Here is a 13871-nt window from a genome sequence, read left to right on the forward strand (position 1 = left end):
GGCCGGGTGAACTCTCAGAGGACGGGGAGGAGCTTGTTCAATTCGAAGGGGGTGACCTGGCGGCGGTAGTCCTGCCACTCGGCGCGCTTGTTGCGCAGGAAGAAGTCGAAGACGTGCTCGCCGAGGGTCTCGGCGACCAGTTCGCTGTCCTCCATCGCGCTGATCGCCTCGGCGAGGCTGCCGGGCAGTGGCTTGATGCCGAGGGCCTTGCGCTCGCGCGGTGTCAGGGACCAGATGTCCTCCTCGACCTCGGCGGGCAGCTCGTAGCCCTCCTCGATGCCCTTGAGGCCGGCGGCGAGCATCAGCGCGAACGCGAGGTACGGGTTCGCCGCGGAGTCCAGCGAGCGGAACTCGACGCGCGAGGACTGGCCCTTGTGCGGCTTGTACATCGGCACCCGGACCAGCGCCGACCGGTTGTTGTGGCCCCAGGAGATGAACGACGGCGCCTCGTCGCCGACCGCGAGCCGCTTGTACGAGTTCACCCACTGGTTCGTCACCGCGGTGATCTCCGACGCGTGGTGCAGCAGCCCGGCGATGAACGCCCGCCCGGTCTTCGACAGCTGGTACTGCGCGCCGCCCTCGAAGAACGCGTTCCGGTCGCCCTCGAACAGCGACATGTGGGTGTGCATCCCGGAGCCCGGCTGGTCGGACAGCGGCTTCGGCATGAACGACGCGTAGATGCCCTGCGACAGCGCCACCTCCTTCACCACGACACGGAACGTCATGATGTTGTCGGCGGTCGACAGCGCGTCGGCGTACCGCAGGTCGATCTCCTGCTGGCCCGGCCCGCCCTCGTGGTGGCTGAACTCGACCGAGATCCCCATCGACTCCAGCATCGTGATCGCCTCGCGGCGGAAGTCGTTGCCGATGCCCTGCGGGGTGTGGTCGAAGTACCCGGACGAGTCCACCGGCTCCGGGGTCGTGCCGGGCGCGCCGACCAGCGACTTGAACAGGTAGAACTCGATCTCCGGGTGCGTGTAGAACGTGAACCCGAGGTCGGCGGCCTTCGACAGCGTCCGCTTCAGCACGTGCCGCGGGTCGGCGAACGACGCGGACCCGTCCGGCATGTTGATGTCGCAGAACATCCGCGCGGTGCCCATCGTCTCGCCGCGCCAGGGCAGGATCTGGAACGTCGACGGGTCCGGCTTGGCCAGCATGTCGGCCTCGGTCACCCGCGCGAAGCCCTCGATCGCCGACCCGTCGAACCCGAGCCCCTCGGCGAACGCGCTCTCCAGCTCCGCCGGCGCCACCGCCACCGACTTCAGGAACCCGAGCACGTCGGTGAACCAGAGCCGCACGAAGCGCACGTCGCGCTCCTCCAGCGCACGCAGCACGAACTCCTGCTGCTTGTCCATCAGTCCACCTCTCACCGGCTCGGACGCGGTCTCTCACAGTGTGCCGCGCCTCTGTTAAGCAGACGTTACGTGGCGCAGCGGACAGTGCGACGATCAGGGCCTAGCGTGTCCTCTTGTGCAGACGATCTTCCACGCCGCCCTGATCGTGGCGGCGGTCCTCTGCCTCAGCGACCTGATCGTCAGCACCGCCCGCTTCGTGCAGTCGCTGCGGCACAAACGGCCGGCCGAGCGCGACGTACTGGGCCGTCGCTGGCTGCCGGTGCCGGAGCTCGGGTTCGGCATGGTCGCGTTCTGCTGCCCGGGCCTGGTCACGCTCGGGCTGACCCATCACGACGCGACGAACCTGCCGACCCGGCAGATCCTGCTCGCCGCGCTGGTCTTCGGGTACGCCGGAGCCGTGCTGTCCCGGATCGTCCGGACCCCGGGCCCCGGCGGGCGCCGGTTCAAGCTACGCGCCGGCCTGCTGCTCGGCCTGCCGGCCGTGTTCGGGCTGGTCTTCGGCCTCTCCGGCATCGCGGTGTGACCGGCGGGCCGCTCGCGCCCGGAACCACGGCACGACGCGCTCCAGCGGCGCGAACGCGAGCCAGCAGACGACCGTCGGCAGGAAGTGGATCAGCAGGATCGCCGTGTTCGCCGCGTGGAACCCAATGAAGAACAGCGCCCCGAGCAGCTGCCAGCGGCCCTTCAGCCACAGGATCACCGGTGACAGGAATTCCGCGATGATGCCGACCCACTGCATCACCTGCAGCATCCACGGGTAGTTCAGCAGCCACTCCCCTACGGGGTGCGGCCTGCGCACGATCGCCCAGGTCAGCACCGCGCTCCCCGGCCAGGTCAGCGCCCATCCGGCACTGCGCAGTTTCGCGATCGCGGACAGGAAGTACGTCGCGATCACGCACACCTGGATGCACCGGACCACCCAGCCCGCGGCCTCTGACCGGGTCTGGTCGCCGTACGACGCCTTTCCGACCGTCGGCAACACCCACAACGCGATGACCAGCGCGAGGTGGTCGTGGTCGACCTTTCCGTCGCTCATCCCGATCAGCACCCACCAGGTGAACGCGGGCGCCACGATCCAGCCGGCGACCCGCGGGAACCGGTTCGTGGCCGCGACGAGGCAGGCGACGATCAGGACGACGTACAGGATCGTCGTGTTCGTGACCGAGGGCCTCGGGAGGTCGAAGAGCCTGGCGAGCAGCAACGGCTGGTAGAGCCCCGGATGCTCGCCCTTGTCGCGGGTGTCGCGGACGAACGCGTGCATGTCGAGGATCACGAACAGGTACAGGACCGTGCGCAACCACGCGATCCGGCCCAGCGCGATCGCGGGCGTGAACCAGTTGACCGCTTTCACCGGCGGACCTCCCAGGTCGCCAGCACCTGGGACGTCGGCGGTCCTTCGACACGGCCCTTCACCAGTTGGGTCGTGTCGCGGATCAGCTCGAGCTTCACGTACTTGGGCTCGTCCGGGTGCTTGCGCGCCCAGCCGTCGGCGACCTGCTGCAGCAGCGACGGATCCTTGACGATCTCCCCGGCCCGCGCCTCGATCTCGGCCCGGGCGACTCCGGCGCCCTCGATGTTCAGTGGTACGTCGACCGTGGTGCCGGCGTCGGTCACCGCGCTGATCCGGGTGTAGTCGATCCGGGCGTCGTCGGGCACCGACATCGCGTACTGCGACATCGGCCCGAACGGCCAGGCGTCGTCGGTCGCGCGCACCGACCCGTTGACCAGCAGCACGACGCCGGCGACCGCGACCAGCACCCGCAGGATCTTGCCGCCCCGCCCCAGGCGCACGACCTCCGGCGCCCCCTGACTCTGTGTCACCTCGCCATTAGATCATTCCGGTTTGACGGCCTTCGCCGTAGGGAATTTTCTTGAGTATGACCGCCCCAGAAAGATTTCCACACAGGCCTCGAACGACACGTGTGTCCCGGCGTACGATCCTCGGCGCTTCCGCCGGCGGCGTACTGCTCGGTGGCATCGCCCTCCCGACCGCCGTCCCGACCGCAGCGCACGCCGCCCCCGCACCGCGCTGCTACACGCGCGCCGAATGGTCCGCGCGTCCGCCCCGGTCCGCCACCCAGGTGATCGGCAAGCCCGACCACATCGTCATCCACCACACCGCGAGTCCGAACGTCACGGACTACTCGCTCGCCGCCGCGTTCAAGGTCCAGCACTGGATCCAGGACCTGCACATGGACACCAACCGCTGGATCGACATCGGCAACCAGCTGACGATCAGCCGCGGCGGGTACCTGATGGAGGGCCGCAGCAAGTCGCTGACCTCGATCAACAACGGGCAGAACGTGCTCGGTGCGCAGACCGCCAACCACAACAGCCACACGATCGGGATCGAGCACGAAGGCATCTACACCAACGCCAACCCGACGGTTGCGCTGTTCGACATGTCCGTGCTGACGTGCGCGTGGCTGTGCACGAAGTACGGTCTCGATCCGCACGTCGCGATCGTCGGGCACCGGGACTACAACGCGACGCAATGCCCGGGCGACGTGTTCTACGCGAGGCTTCCCGAGTTGCGCGATCGGGTGGCCGCGGTCCTCCTCGGCTGATAGGTGAACCTCCGGATCAGCAGCTCGAACGGTCCGCGGTAGCCGGTCCGCCGCATCCGGTCGGCGAGCCAGACCGTCGCCAGCCAGGTCGTGGTGGCGAGCAGTGCCGTCGTGGTCGTGGTGAGCGTGTCCGAGAGATCGAGCAGGTACGGCGTGAACACCACGGCCCAGACCACCGATTGGGCCAGGTAACACGTCAACGATCGTTGTCCGACAGCGGCGATCGCCCGCATCACCGGGCGATCGCCCACCCGGCGCGCGACCAGCACCAGCAAGGCGGCGTACCCGAGGCCGCCGAACACACCTGTTGCGTCGTGCAAGGGACCGAGGATCGTCAGCGCGTGGTCGCTCGGCCGGGCCAGGACGCCGCCGATCACGAGCGAGAGCGGCAGTGCGCCGGCGATCGCGATCGTGCTGCCGACGAGTGCCGTCGTCCGCAGCAGGGTCAGGTGCTCGGCCGGGCGTTCGAGGATGCGCCGGCGGCCGGCCCAGAGGCCGATCAGGAACGGCGTGACGAAACCGATCCAGCCGAGTCCCGCGATGAACGGCTGCACGACGATCCGGTCCGCGAACTGGCCGAGGAACGTCGCCGGCAGCATCGACGGGTCCGGGCCTTCGGCGGACGCGGCGAGGCTGTCTTCACTGGGTAGCGCCGTGAGGACCAGGAAGAACGCCGCGACGATCAGCAGCCAGCGGTCCTTCCAGCGCAGCGCCCACACGCCGAGGAACAGCAGGACGCCGTACGCCGCGAGGATGTCGCCGATGTAGAGCAGCATCGCATGCAGGAAGCCGAGTACGACCAGCACCAGGCTGCGGCGCCACAGCAGCTTGCGGATCGGCCACCAGTCGGTGCCCGCGGCGCGTTGCCGGCGGACGATCTGCGCGACGCCGTACCCGAAGAGCACGCCGAACATCGGGAACGCCCGGGCGTCGACGAAGGTCGCGATCGCCAGGCCGGCGCCGCGGTCGAGCGGTCCGCCGTCGGTCGGGAAGCCGCCGAAATGACGATCGCCGCCGACGAAGTAGTGCGAGTTCGCCAGGGCGATGAACAGCAGCATGAACCCGCGCGCGAGGTCCGGGCCCAGCGCGCGTTCCTTCAGTCCGGTCGGTCCCCCGTGAATGCTCATGCTTCCCAGTCAATCCGTGCGGCGCGGGTGCCACATCCGACGAAAGTCCCCGCAGGGTGAACCTTCGTCGTTGTTCGATGACGGGACGCTCCCCGACCAGGCGCGCCACCCGGTGCCCCCGCCGTACACGCTCGAACTGTCCACCGGACCGTCGATCGTCGACGCGAAGCTCTACGGGTACGGCGAACTCGCCGCCAGTGGCCGGATGGCGGTCCTGCACACCGGCGCCGTCGCCGACATGATCCAGACCGACCCGGCCCACCGCCGCCGCGGCCTGGCCCGCGCCGTCATGACAGCCCTCGCCACAGCCGCCGCACCCGTCGCACCAACCCCCGCCTACCTCGCCGCCTCCCCCGAAGGCCGCCCCCTCTACACCTCCCTCGGCTGGACCACCCTCACCCCACTCCTCGTCGCCCGCACAACCGTCGACAGGTCCGGCGTACGTAAGAGGTTGGTGACAGGCGTGGGGCGGGGACTGGGGAACCAGTAATGTGCTCTCGTGCCTCAGCTTCGGGTTGCTCTTGCTCAGCTCAATGTGACCGTGGGTGACATCGACGGGAACACCGACAAGATCGTCGCGTGGACCCGGAACGCGGTCGAGCGTGGCGCGCACGTGGTCGCGTTCCCGGAGCTCGGGCTGACCGGTTACCCGGTGGAGGATCTCGCCTTGCGGGCCTCGTTCGTGGACGCCTCGCAGCACCGGATCAAGACCCTCGCGCAGCGGCTCGCCGACGAAGGCCTCGGCGACATCGTGGTGATCTGCGGCTACCTCGACCGGGCGAGCGGTACGGCGATGGGCATCGACCGGCTCGGCCGTCCGAAGGGCTCGCCGACCAACTCGGCGGCGGTGATCCACCAGGGCCGCGTAGTCACGAGCGCCGTCAAGCACCACCTCCCGAACTACGGCGTCTTCGACGAGTTCCGGCACTTCGTCCCCGGCAGCACCCTGCAGGTCGTCCGCATCCACGGCGTCGACGTCGCACTGGTGATCTGCGAGGACCTCTGGCAGGACGGCGGCCCGGTCGCGGTCACCCGCGCCGCCGGCGCCGGTCTGCTGCTGGTCGTCAACAGTTCGCCGTACGAGGCCAACAAGGACGACGTCCGCGGCGATCTGGTCCGGCGCCGCGCCCGCGAGGCCGGCTGCGCGCTCGCGTACGTCAACCTGGTCGGCGGCCAGGACGAACTCGTCTTCGACGGCGACTCGCTGGTCGCCGACGCCGAGGGCACGATCATCGCCCGCGCCCCGCAGTTCGAGCAGGGCGGCATGGTGGTCGACCTCGAACTGCCTGCCGCCTCAGGTACTCCGTCCGGCACGCACGAAGGCATCGAGATCGTCCACACGGTCCTGCACGAGGAAGCGCTGGCGCCGTACGACGCCCTGCCGCCGGCCGTCGCGCCCCGGCTGTCCGACGAGGCCGAGATGTACGGCGCGATCGTCACCGGCCTCCGCGACTACGTGCAGAAGAACGGGTTCAAGTCCGTCCTGCTCGGGCTCTCCGGCGGCATCGACTCGTCGCTGGTCGCCGCGATCGCCTGCGACGCGATCGGGCCCGAGCACGTGTTCGGGATCTCCAACCCGAGCGTGTACTCCAGCGACCACTCCAAGGACGACGCGGCCGAGCTCGCCGCGCGCACCGGCCTCAACTACCGCGTCGTACCGATCCAGCCGATGGTGCAGCCGTTCCTGGACACGCTCGGCCTCACCGGGCTCGCCGAGGAGAACCTGCAGGCGCGGGTTCGCGCGGTGATCTGGATGGGCCTGTCGAACTCCGACGGCCACCTGGTACTTGCCTGTGGCAACAAGTCGGAGCTGTCCGTCGGCTACTCGACGATCTACGGCGACGCGGTCGGCGGGTACGCGCCGTTGAAGGACGTGCCGAAGACGCTGGTCTGGCGGCTCGCGAAGTGGCGGAACGAGGACGCGAAGGCGCGCGGCCAGCAGCCGCCGATCCCGGAGAACTCGATCGCGAAGCCACCGTCCGCCGAGCTCCGGCCCGGGCAGCAGGACACCGACTCGCTGCCGCCGTACGACCTGCTCGACGACATGCTGGACGACTACGTCGAACAGGACCGCGGCAGTGCCGAACTCGTCGCCGCGGGCTTCGACACCGAGCTGGTCAGCAAGGTGATCCAGCTCGTCGACAGAGCGGAGTACAAGCGCCGGCAGTTCCCGCCGGGGCCGAAGATCACCCACAAGGCCTTCGGCCGGGACCGCCGGTTGCCGATCACCAACGCATGGCGTGAGGACGCACGGAAGGCAGCCGAGCACTGAGCGACTCCTGGCGGTACCGCCCATCCCAAGAATCCCCGTGGGGCTCGTCCGAGGAGCTGCACGACCGGTCCGGCCTGCCCCGGCACGATGTGAGCGATCGCTCACCCACAGCCGGTGGCGCTCACCCTCCGCAACGGTGGGACGATGAGGGCATGGTTGACAACTTCCTGTCGGCCGGTACCCACGGTGACGACGAGGAGTTTCCCTCGCCGTACGGGACCGGACCGAAGAACCGGGCAACCGAGGAACACCGCCGCTCGGACTACGACAACGACACGTGGCGGGACCACGGCCCGGGCGGTTCCGGGCTCGGCCTCGACCCGTCGCCGTCACTGCCGAACGCACCGCGCACGTACGAACGCGGCCCGGTGCCGCAGCAGCCGTACGTACCGAAACCGCCGTACCTGCCGAGCGCGCCACCACCGCCGCAGGTGCGGGGCGAGTCCTACGAGGAGCCGTACGGGCGGGAGCATTCCGAGCAGAACCCGTTCCGCCCACAGCCACAGCAGGGCCGGCCGAGCCCGTTCGGGCCTGGCTCGACCCAGGGCAGTACGCCGCAACGCCCACCATCCCCCGGCACCACGAACTGGACCGGCCCCACACCCCAACCCGGCAACGGTTTGCCCGGTGGGCACAACAACGGAATGAGCAACGGGCTCAGCAATCCCGGCAACAACGGTCTGAGCAGCCATGGGTCCGTTAACGGGTCGAACAACGGCCTCAGCAGCAACGGGCTCGGGAGCAACGGGCTTGCGAGCAACGGGTTGAGTAGCAACGGGTTGAGCAACGGCTTGAGTTCACAGCAGCCGCCACGGCCACCGCAGCGCCTCCAACCGCCCGAGGCCCCGCGAGCCCAGGAGGCTGGCCGCGGTCAGGAACAGCCCCGCCGGCATGAACCGGGTCCCGGTCCGGAACCCGTGTGGGGCCACGAATCGCCGCGCTCCCCCGAACCACGCCGCGCACCCGAGCCGCCACGTTCGCCCGAGCCCCCACGTTCGTACGAGCCGGCGCAACCGGCCGAGTCGCCGCGTTCGTCCGAGCATCCGCGTTCGTACGAGCCGCCGCGTTCGCCCGACCCATCGCGCTCGACAGAACCGGCGCGTTCGCCCGAGTCGGCGCGGTCCGGTGAGGCAGGGCGCGGGTACGAGTCGGCACGTGGGTACGAGGGTGGTCGGGGGCAGGTGGAGCCGGAGGAGACTCAGCCGCAGGAGATTCGCTTGCGGCCGGTGGTGCGGGACAACGGATATCTGTCGGACCCGAGCGCGGAGTACGAGAACAACGCGACCGCCGCCGACGAGCAGCACCGGACGACACACACATCCGAGTCCGGGTCAGCACACCACCCGCCACAGGCGACGGCGAACCAGCCATCCCTGCAGGCACCAGACCAATTGCCGCCGCAAGCAACACACCAGCAGTCAGCGCACCAACCGTCCCCGCAGTCGGCTGATCAAGCACGCCGGCAGTCGTCGGGCGCTGCACACCAACTGTCGCCGCAGGACGCTGATCAATCGCGTCGGCAGTCCTCGGAGGCGGCACACCAGTCGCCGGCTGCTGCTGATCGAGCGCGGCCGCACCCTGGAGCGCAGGCAGAGCAAGAGGCGCCGGTTGCCCGTCCTGTGGGCGCGCGGCGGCGTGCGGGTGTCCAGCAGGACGCGCCGAGCCAAGTGCCTGCTGAGCAGGTCACCTCACACCGAGCAGCCCGCCGCGCCCAAGCAGCCGCCCTCAGCCCGAACCCAGACAACCTGCACCCGGCCACCCCGAACCCGGCCAGCGCGAACCCAGCCAACCCGAAGTCAGCCGGCCCGGCGTACCAGCCCGCCTCCGGTACGAACGCCGGACCGACTGCGGTCCACGGTCAGTCGGGCGCGGACGCGGGACAGAGCACGGCCGTCCACGGTCAGGCTGGTTCGGACGCGGGAGCGAGCACCGCCGTCCACGGGCAGCCTCGTTCGGACGCGGGAGCGAGCACCGCCGTCCACGGGCAGTCCGGCGCGGACGCGGGAGCGAGCACCGCCCCCGGTCAGGCTGGTGGCGCGGATGCTGGGCCGGGTGCTGTCCCGCCTGTTTCCGACGTCGGCGCGGACACAGGTGTGGCGCCGTACGGTGGTGGGCGGGGAGAGCGGGCGGTGGGGAACGGGGCGAAGCGGCCGCGGCGGTATCGGGTGCATCATTTGCGGGACTTCAAGAGTCGTGGGGAGAAGTGGGCGATGCTCACCGCCTACGACCAGTACACGGCCGAGATCTTCGACCAGGCGGGCATCCCGGTGCTGCTCGTCGGTGACTCCGCGGCGAACAACGTGTACGGCTACGACACCACCCTGCGCGTCACCGTCGACGAACTGATCCCGCTCGCCCGCGCCGTCGCGAACGCGGTCGACCGCGCGCTCGTCGTCGCGGACCTCCCGTTCGGCTCGTACCAGGCGTCGCCGGAGCAGGCGTTCCACACCGCCGTACGGTTCATGAAGGAAGCCGGCGTGCACGCGGTGAAGCTCGAGGGCGGGCGGACCGTGGTACCGATGGTGGAGAAGCTGACGCAGTCCGGCATCCCGGTGATGGCGCACATCGGCTTCACCCCGCAGAGCGAGCACAGCATCGGCGGGTACCGCGTGCAGGGCCGCGGCGAACAGGCGGCCGGCCTGATCGACGACGCCGTCGCGCTCGCCGACGCGGGTGCGTTCTCACTCGTCCTCGAGATGGTTCCGGGCGACGTCGCCGCCGAGATCACCAAGCGGATCCCGATCCCGACCATCGGCATCGGCGCCGGCCGCGACACCGACGCGCAGGTCCTGGTGTGGCAGGACATGGCCGGGCTGCGCTCCGGCACCATGCCCCGCTTCGTCAAGCAGTACGCCGACCTGCGCGGCGTCCTCACCAACGCGGCCACGACGTACGCCGCCGAGGTGGCGTCCGGCGCCTTCCCCGGCGAGGAACACACGTTCTGAGGGTGGCGCCGTGGACGGTTCGCAGTATTGCGTCCCGATCACTCCTCGGCGACGTCCTCACCGGTGAGCGGGTTGTAAACATACACCTCTGCGTTGGCGTCGTGATCGCGAGCGTGGACAGTGTGGAACATCGGCGCGAACGGCCCACCGAGGTCGACAACCGTCGCGCCGGCGCCGAGGACGCCGCGCGCCAAGGCCGGCGGCGCCGTGAGGTCGATGCGGGTGATAACACCTGGCGTCACCGAAACCGGCGTCTCCCCCACGCGGCCGGTCAGCTGATGATGCAGATGGCCGCAGAGGACCGCGTGTACGTCGGTGCCGGCCAGGACCTCACCGAGCGCCGCAGGGTCTCGCAGTACGACGGACTCCATGAAGGGAACCGCGTCCACGAACAACGGCGGATGGTGCAGTACGACGATCGACCCGGCAGGCGCCGGCGTCGCCAACTCGGCCGTGAGCCAATCGAGTTGGCCCCGACCGAGCACGCCGTCCGTCGAGCCGGGGACCAGGCTGTCGAGTGTGATCACCCGCAGCCCGTTCACGACGCTGACACCCGCGATCACGTCGGGGACGTCGGCCCGCCGTCCGATCGACGCACCGTCCGGGCCGAGGTGACCCCAGCCGAGAGCGGCCACGAAGCCGGCGTGGCGGTCGTGGTTGCCGGTGCAGTAGATGTGCGGGATTCCGCGCTCGGCGGCGAACGACCCGACCTCCGAGCGCACGGCCTCGCAGCCTTCCCGCGAGCCGTCGTCGGCGATGTCGCCGCTGACCACCACCAGGTCCAGGGCCGGCACGTGGCGGACGTCGTACAGCAGGCGTTTCAGCGCGGCGAGGCCGTCGACGCCGTCCTCGTCCGGGCCGGTGCGGCTGACGTGGGTATCGGACAGATGCAGGACACGGTGCACGATCAGGCTCCCGGAATAGCTGCCTCGGACACCCAGGCGGTCGATGCCCTGCCGTCACTCCCCGGTGGTCTGCCCACCCGCGCCAGTCGTGTCCGATCAGCCTACCGAAGCCCCGGCGCGCCGAGTACGTCTAGATCCAAGGCAGCGCCGAGCGTTCTGTCCAGTACTCCTCGGGCTGCTGGCTGAACTCGGTCAGCGGGCCGTCGATGCGGTAAGCAAGGTTGCTGCTCAGCTGCGCCGCCGTAGTGGCGCCGCTGAGCACCACATCCGCCCACGGCTGCGCGACCGCCGCACCGATCGCCAACGAGTCCGGCGCCACACCGTGCTGCCGGGCGAACTCGTTGAACGGCGTCTCGCCCGCCCGCGCCGTCAACCGCCCGTTGGCCACCGCCTCCTTGACGACGACGAACCATCCGGCGTCATGCGCCTCGGCCAGTGCGCCGCCCGCCGACGTCTCCAGCACGTTCCACGTCGCCTGGACCGCGGAGAACGGCGTACCGGAGGACAACGCCTTGCGCAGCGTCTCGCTCTGCCGTGGGCCGCTCGTCGACAGACCGACGCGGACTCCGGACTCCGCCAGTTCACGCAGCCGATCCAGCAAGCGCTTGTCCTCCAGCGCGGGACTGTCGGACGTGAGGCTGTGCACCAGATAGAAGTCCGGCGCCCCACCGAGCGCGCGCAACGTCTCCGGCCACTGCCGCTCGAACGTCGCGAGGCTGTGGTCCTTCACCTCGTGCGTCTGCGCGTCGTGCCGCCAGTCGGCGACGTACGTGTAGCCCCACTTCGACCCGACCGTCAGTTCGGTACGGCGCTCCGGCGTCAGCCACTCGCCGAGGAACTCTTCGGCAAGACCGTACGAACGCGCGGCGTCGAAGTACCGAACACCGGCCTGCCACGCCTGCTCCAGCAGCTCGTGCGTCCGCTCCCGCAGGTCCTCGACCGCGCGTCGCGGCGGCAGGTCCTCGTCGTGCCCGAGATTGATGTACCCAGGACGCCCCAGCGCCGCCAGCCCGAGTCCGATCGTTGCCATACTCCGATCGTAGGTGTCTGCGGCAACCATATGGGACACGGTGAGACGCGCCGCTTCACCCGGCGGACGGCACGCCTTGTCCCGTAGCGTTTTGTGGTGTGAGCGAATCCCAGCTGCCACCACCAGGAACGGTCCGACGTCGTACGACGGCCCGCGTGCTGCCGGTGCGTCCGGACGGCAGGGTACTGCTGTTGCACGGCTGGGATCCGCTGAAGCCGCAGACGCCGTACTGGTTCACGATCGGCGGCGGCGTCGAGCTCGGCGAGACCGTCGCGCAGGCGGCGAGCCGGGAACTGCGGGAGGAGGTCGGCATCGTGCTGCCGGCCGACGACCTCGGTCTGCCGGTCGCGACGAACACGATCGAGTTCGAGTACGGCGGTTGCCGGATCATCCAGCACCAGACCTTCTTCGCGGTCGCGGTGGACAGCGTCGACGTGACGTTCGCGAACCAGGAGGAGATCGAGCTGCAGACGATCAGCGCGCACGGCTGGTGGTACGGCGACGACCTCGAGGCGACCGGTCAGGCCGCCCACGTGACGATCCCCGGCATCCTTCGCCAGGCGACCGACGCGATCACCTTGCGCCGAGCGTCCTGAAGCAGAGCATCTTGAAGCAGGCCGTCCGGATCAGCGCTTCCGCGCTTCCTTGAGAACCTTCTTCGGGACCTTCTTGTCCACCTTGTAGTGCAGTTTGTCGATCCGCTCGGCGCAGCCTGCCTTCGACAGGCGCAGCAGGACGACCGGGCACTTCTTGCACCTCGGCTTGTCCTTGCAGCACTTCTTCTTCGCGGTCATCGACGGCACGCAGCGAGTGTAGGTGAGGCATACCTAAGCGTCTAGCTGATGTCTCAGCGATGGTGGCGGACGTCACGCGAGCTGTCCGGTGAGCACTGCGCGAGCCTCCACCAGTGACGGTCCGTACCAGGTCAGATGCCGACCGGATACGCAGCGCGCCGGCCGGTCGAAAGCCTCCGGACCGTCGTCCGGTGAAAACGCGTAAGGCTCGTCCGGCAAGACCACCACGTCGTACTCCGGTAACGCGTCCGGATCGATGCGCGGATATCGCTCGGCCCATTCGCGCAGTACGTTGTCGACACCGATCCGCGCGAGCAGATCGCCGGCGAACGTGTCCCGGCCCAACGCCATCCATGGTCTACGCCAGATCGGTATCACCGCCCGCCGGCGTATTCCGTCGTACGGCGCACTCCACACCGCGCGTGCTTCGTCGAGCCACGGTGGTTCACCGCCGATGATCGCGGACAACATCCGGCCGAGCGAATCGAGTGCTGCGGGCACCGTCGTCGGCGCGGTCACCCAGACCGCGATTCCGGCCGCGCGCAACGCGTCGAGATCGTCCGCGCGATTCTCCTCGGCGTTCGCGACGACGACGTCCGGTGCGAGTTCGAGGATGCGGTCGAGATCAGGATTCTTGGTACCGCGGACGCGTGCGACGTCGAGGTCCGCGGGATGCGTACACCAGTCGGTCGCACCAACGATCAGCGCCGGATGCGTGGCCGCGATCGACTCCGTCAACGACGGCACGATGCTCACCACCCGACGCACCTCGCGGGGTAGTTCGACGACGTCGCGCAGGTCGTCGTACGCGCTCTTCATCGGTCCGCACACCTCACGTTCGCAGGACGTTGCCGAGGACAACACTCGTCGATCCGG

At 69.3% G+C, this 13871-nt stretch carries 15 protein-coding genes; 6 read left to right on the forward strand and 9 right to left on the reverse strand.

The window, feature by feature from the left end; genetic code table 11:
• Positions 1–14: 14 nt before the first annotated feature.
• Entirely contained in the window at positions 15–1355 is a 1341-nt protein-coding gene (glnA, locus tag ABN611_RS38905; RefSeq protein WP_350277320.1) for a type I glutamate--ammonia ligase, read from the reverse strand.
• A gap of 115 nt (positions 1356–1470) precedes the next feature.
• On the opposite strand from glnA, the gene ABN611_RS38910 reads away from it, so the two are divergent.
• On the forward strand, positions 1471–1878 hold the full coding sequence (locus tag ABN611_RS38910; RefSeq protein ID WP_350277321.1) for a hypothetical protein: 408 nt from the start codon (positions 1471–1473) through the stop codon (positions 1876–1878).
• Here the strand turns inward: ABN611_RS38910 and ABN611_RS38915 are convergent.
• Complete coding sequence (locus tag ABN611_RS38915) at positions 1804–2706, reverse strand: HTTM domain-containing protein (protein WP_350277322.1); 903 nt, start codon at positions 2704–2706, stop codon at positions 1804–1806. The genes ABN611_RS38910 and ABN611_RS38915 overlap by 75 nt on opposite strands.
• Positions 2703–3176, reverse strand: coding sequence for a hypothetical protein (locus ABN611_RS38920; RefSeq protein ID WP_350277323.1), 474 nt, complete (start codon positions 3174–3176; stop codon positions 2703–2705). The genes ABN611_RS38915 and ABN611_RS38920 overlap by 4 nt, the downstream gene beginning before the upstream one ends.
• 101 nt (positions 3177–3277) lie before the next feature.
• Here ABN611_RS38920 and ABN611_RS38925 point away from each other — a divergent pair, with 101 nt between their 5' ends.
• A complete protein-coding gene (locus ABN611_RS38925; RefSeq protein WP_350277324.1) occupies positions 3278–3922 on the forward strand; it encodes a peptidoglycan recognition family protein in 645 nt (214 codons plus the stop codon).
• Here the strand turns inward: ABN611_RS38925 and ABN611_RS38930 are convergent.
• Positions 3868–5049 carry a DUF418 domain-containing protein gene (locus ABN611_RS38930; protein ID WP_350277325.1) on the reverse strand — a complete coding sequence of 394 codons (1182 nt, stop codon included), beginning with the start codon at positions 5047–5049 and terminating at the stop codon, positions 3868–3870. The two genes, ABN611_RS38925 and ABN611_RS38930, sit on opposite strands and share 55 nt — an antisense overlap.
• 70 nt (positions 5050–5119) lie before the next feature.
• Between ABN611_RS38930 and ABN611_RS38935 the strand changes: the two genes are divergently transcribed.
• Positions 5120–5539, forward strand: coding sequence for a GNAT family N-acetyltransferase (locus ABN611_RS38935; protein WP_350277326.1), 420 nt, complete (start codon positions 5120–5122; stop codon positions 5537–5539).
• A gap of 51 nt (positions 5540–5590) precedes the next feature.
• Positions 5591–7321 carry an NAD+ synthase gene (locus ABN611_RS38940; RefSeq protein WP_350277327.1) on the forward strand — a complete coding sequence of 577 codons (1731 nt, stop codon included), beginning with the start codon at positions 5591–5593 and terminating at the stop codon, positions 7319–7321.
• Positions 7322–8118: 797 nt separating this feature from the next.
• On the opposite strand, the gene ABN611_RS38945 is transcribed toward ABN611_RS38940, so the two are convergent.
• Positions 8119–8250, reverse strand: coding sequence for a hypothetical protein (locus ABN611_RS38945; RefSeq protein ID WP_350277328.1), 132 nt, complete (start codon positions 8248–8250; stop codon positions 8119–8121).
• A gap of 738 nt (positions 8251–8988) precedes the next feature.
• Here ABN611_RS38945 and panB point away from each other — a divergent pair.
• Positions 8989–10266 carry a 3-methyl-2-oxobutanoate hydroxymethyltransferase gene (panB, locus tag ABN611_RS38950; RefSeq protein WP_350277329.1) on the forward strand — a complete coding sequence of 426 codons (1278 nt, stop codon included), beginning with the start codon at positions 8989–8991 and terminating at the stop codon, positions 10264–10266.
• Between the two features lie 38 nt (positions 10267–10304).
• On the opposite strand, the gene ABN611_RS38955 is transcribed toward panB, so the two are convergent.
• Together ABN611_RS38955 and ABN611_RS38960 are read right to left on the reverse strand one after the other, a co-directional pair.
• Positions 10305–11171: a metallophosphoesterase gene (locus tag ABN611_RS38955; RefSeq protein ID WP_350277330.1), complete on the reverse strand. Its 867-nt coding sequence runs from the start codon at positions 11169–11171 to the stop codon at positions 10305–10307.
• Between the two features lie 130 nt (positions 11172–11301).
• Positions 11302–12201: an aldo/keto reductase gene (locus tag ABN611_RS38960; protein WP_350277331.1), complete on the reverse strand. Its 900-nt coding sequence runs from the start codon at positions 12199–12201 to the stop codon at positions 11302–11304.
• A 98-nt stretch (positions 12202–12299) separates the two neighbouring features.
• Between ABN611_RS38960 and ABN611_RS38965 the strand changes: the two genes are divergently transcribed.
• On the forward strand, positions 12300–12797 hold the full coding sequence (locus ABN611_RS38965; protein ID WP_350277332.1) for an NUDIX domain-containing protein: 498 nt from the start codon (positions 12300–12302) through the stop codon (positions 12795–12797).
• A gap of 30 nt (positions 12798–12827) precedes the next feature.
• Here ABN611_RS38965 and ABN611_RS38970 read toward each other — a convergent pair whose 3' ends face one another.
• Together ABN611_RS38970 and ABN611_RS38975 are read right to left on the reverse strand one after the other, a co-directional pair.
• Entirely contained in the window at positions 12828–13004 is a 177-nt protein-coding gene (locus ABN611_RS38970; protein ID WP_350281765.1) for a hypothetical protein, read from the reverse strand.
• A gap of 63 nt (positions 13005–13067) precedes the next feature.
• A complete protein-coding gene (locus tag ABN611_RS38975; protein WP_350277333.1) occupies positions 13068–13814 on the reverse strand; it encodes a helical backbone metal receptor in 747 nt (248 codons plus the stop codon).
• Positions 13815–13871 lie beyond the last annotated feature (57 nt).

The organism is Kribbella sp. HUAS MG21 (genome assembly GCF_040254265.1).
GTDB lineage: Bacteria > Actinomycetota > Actinomycetes > Propionibacteriales > Kribbellaceae > Kribbella.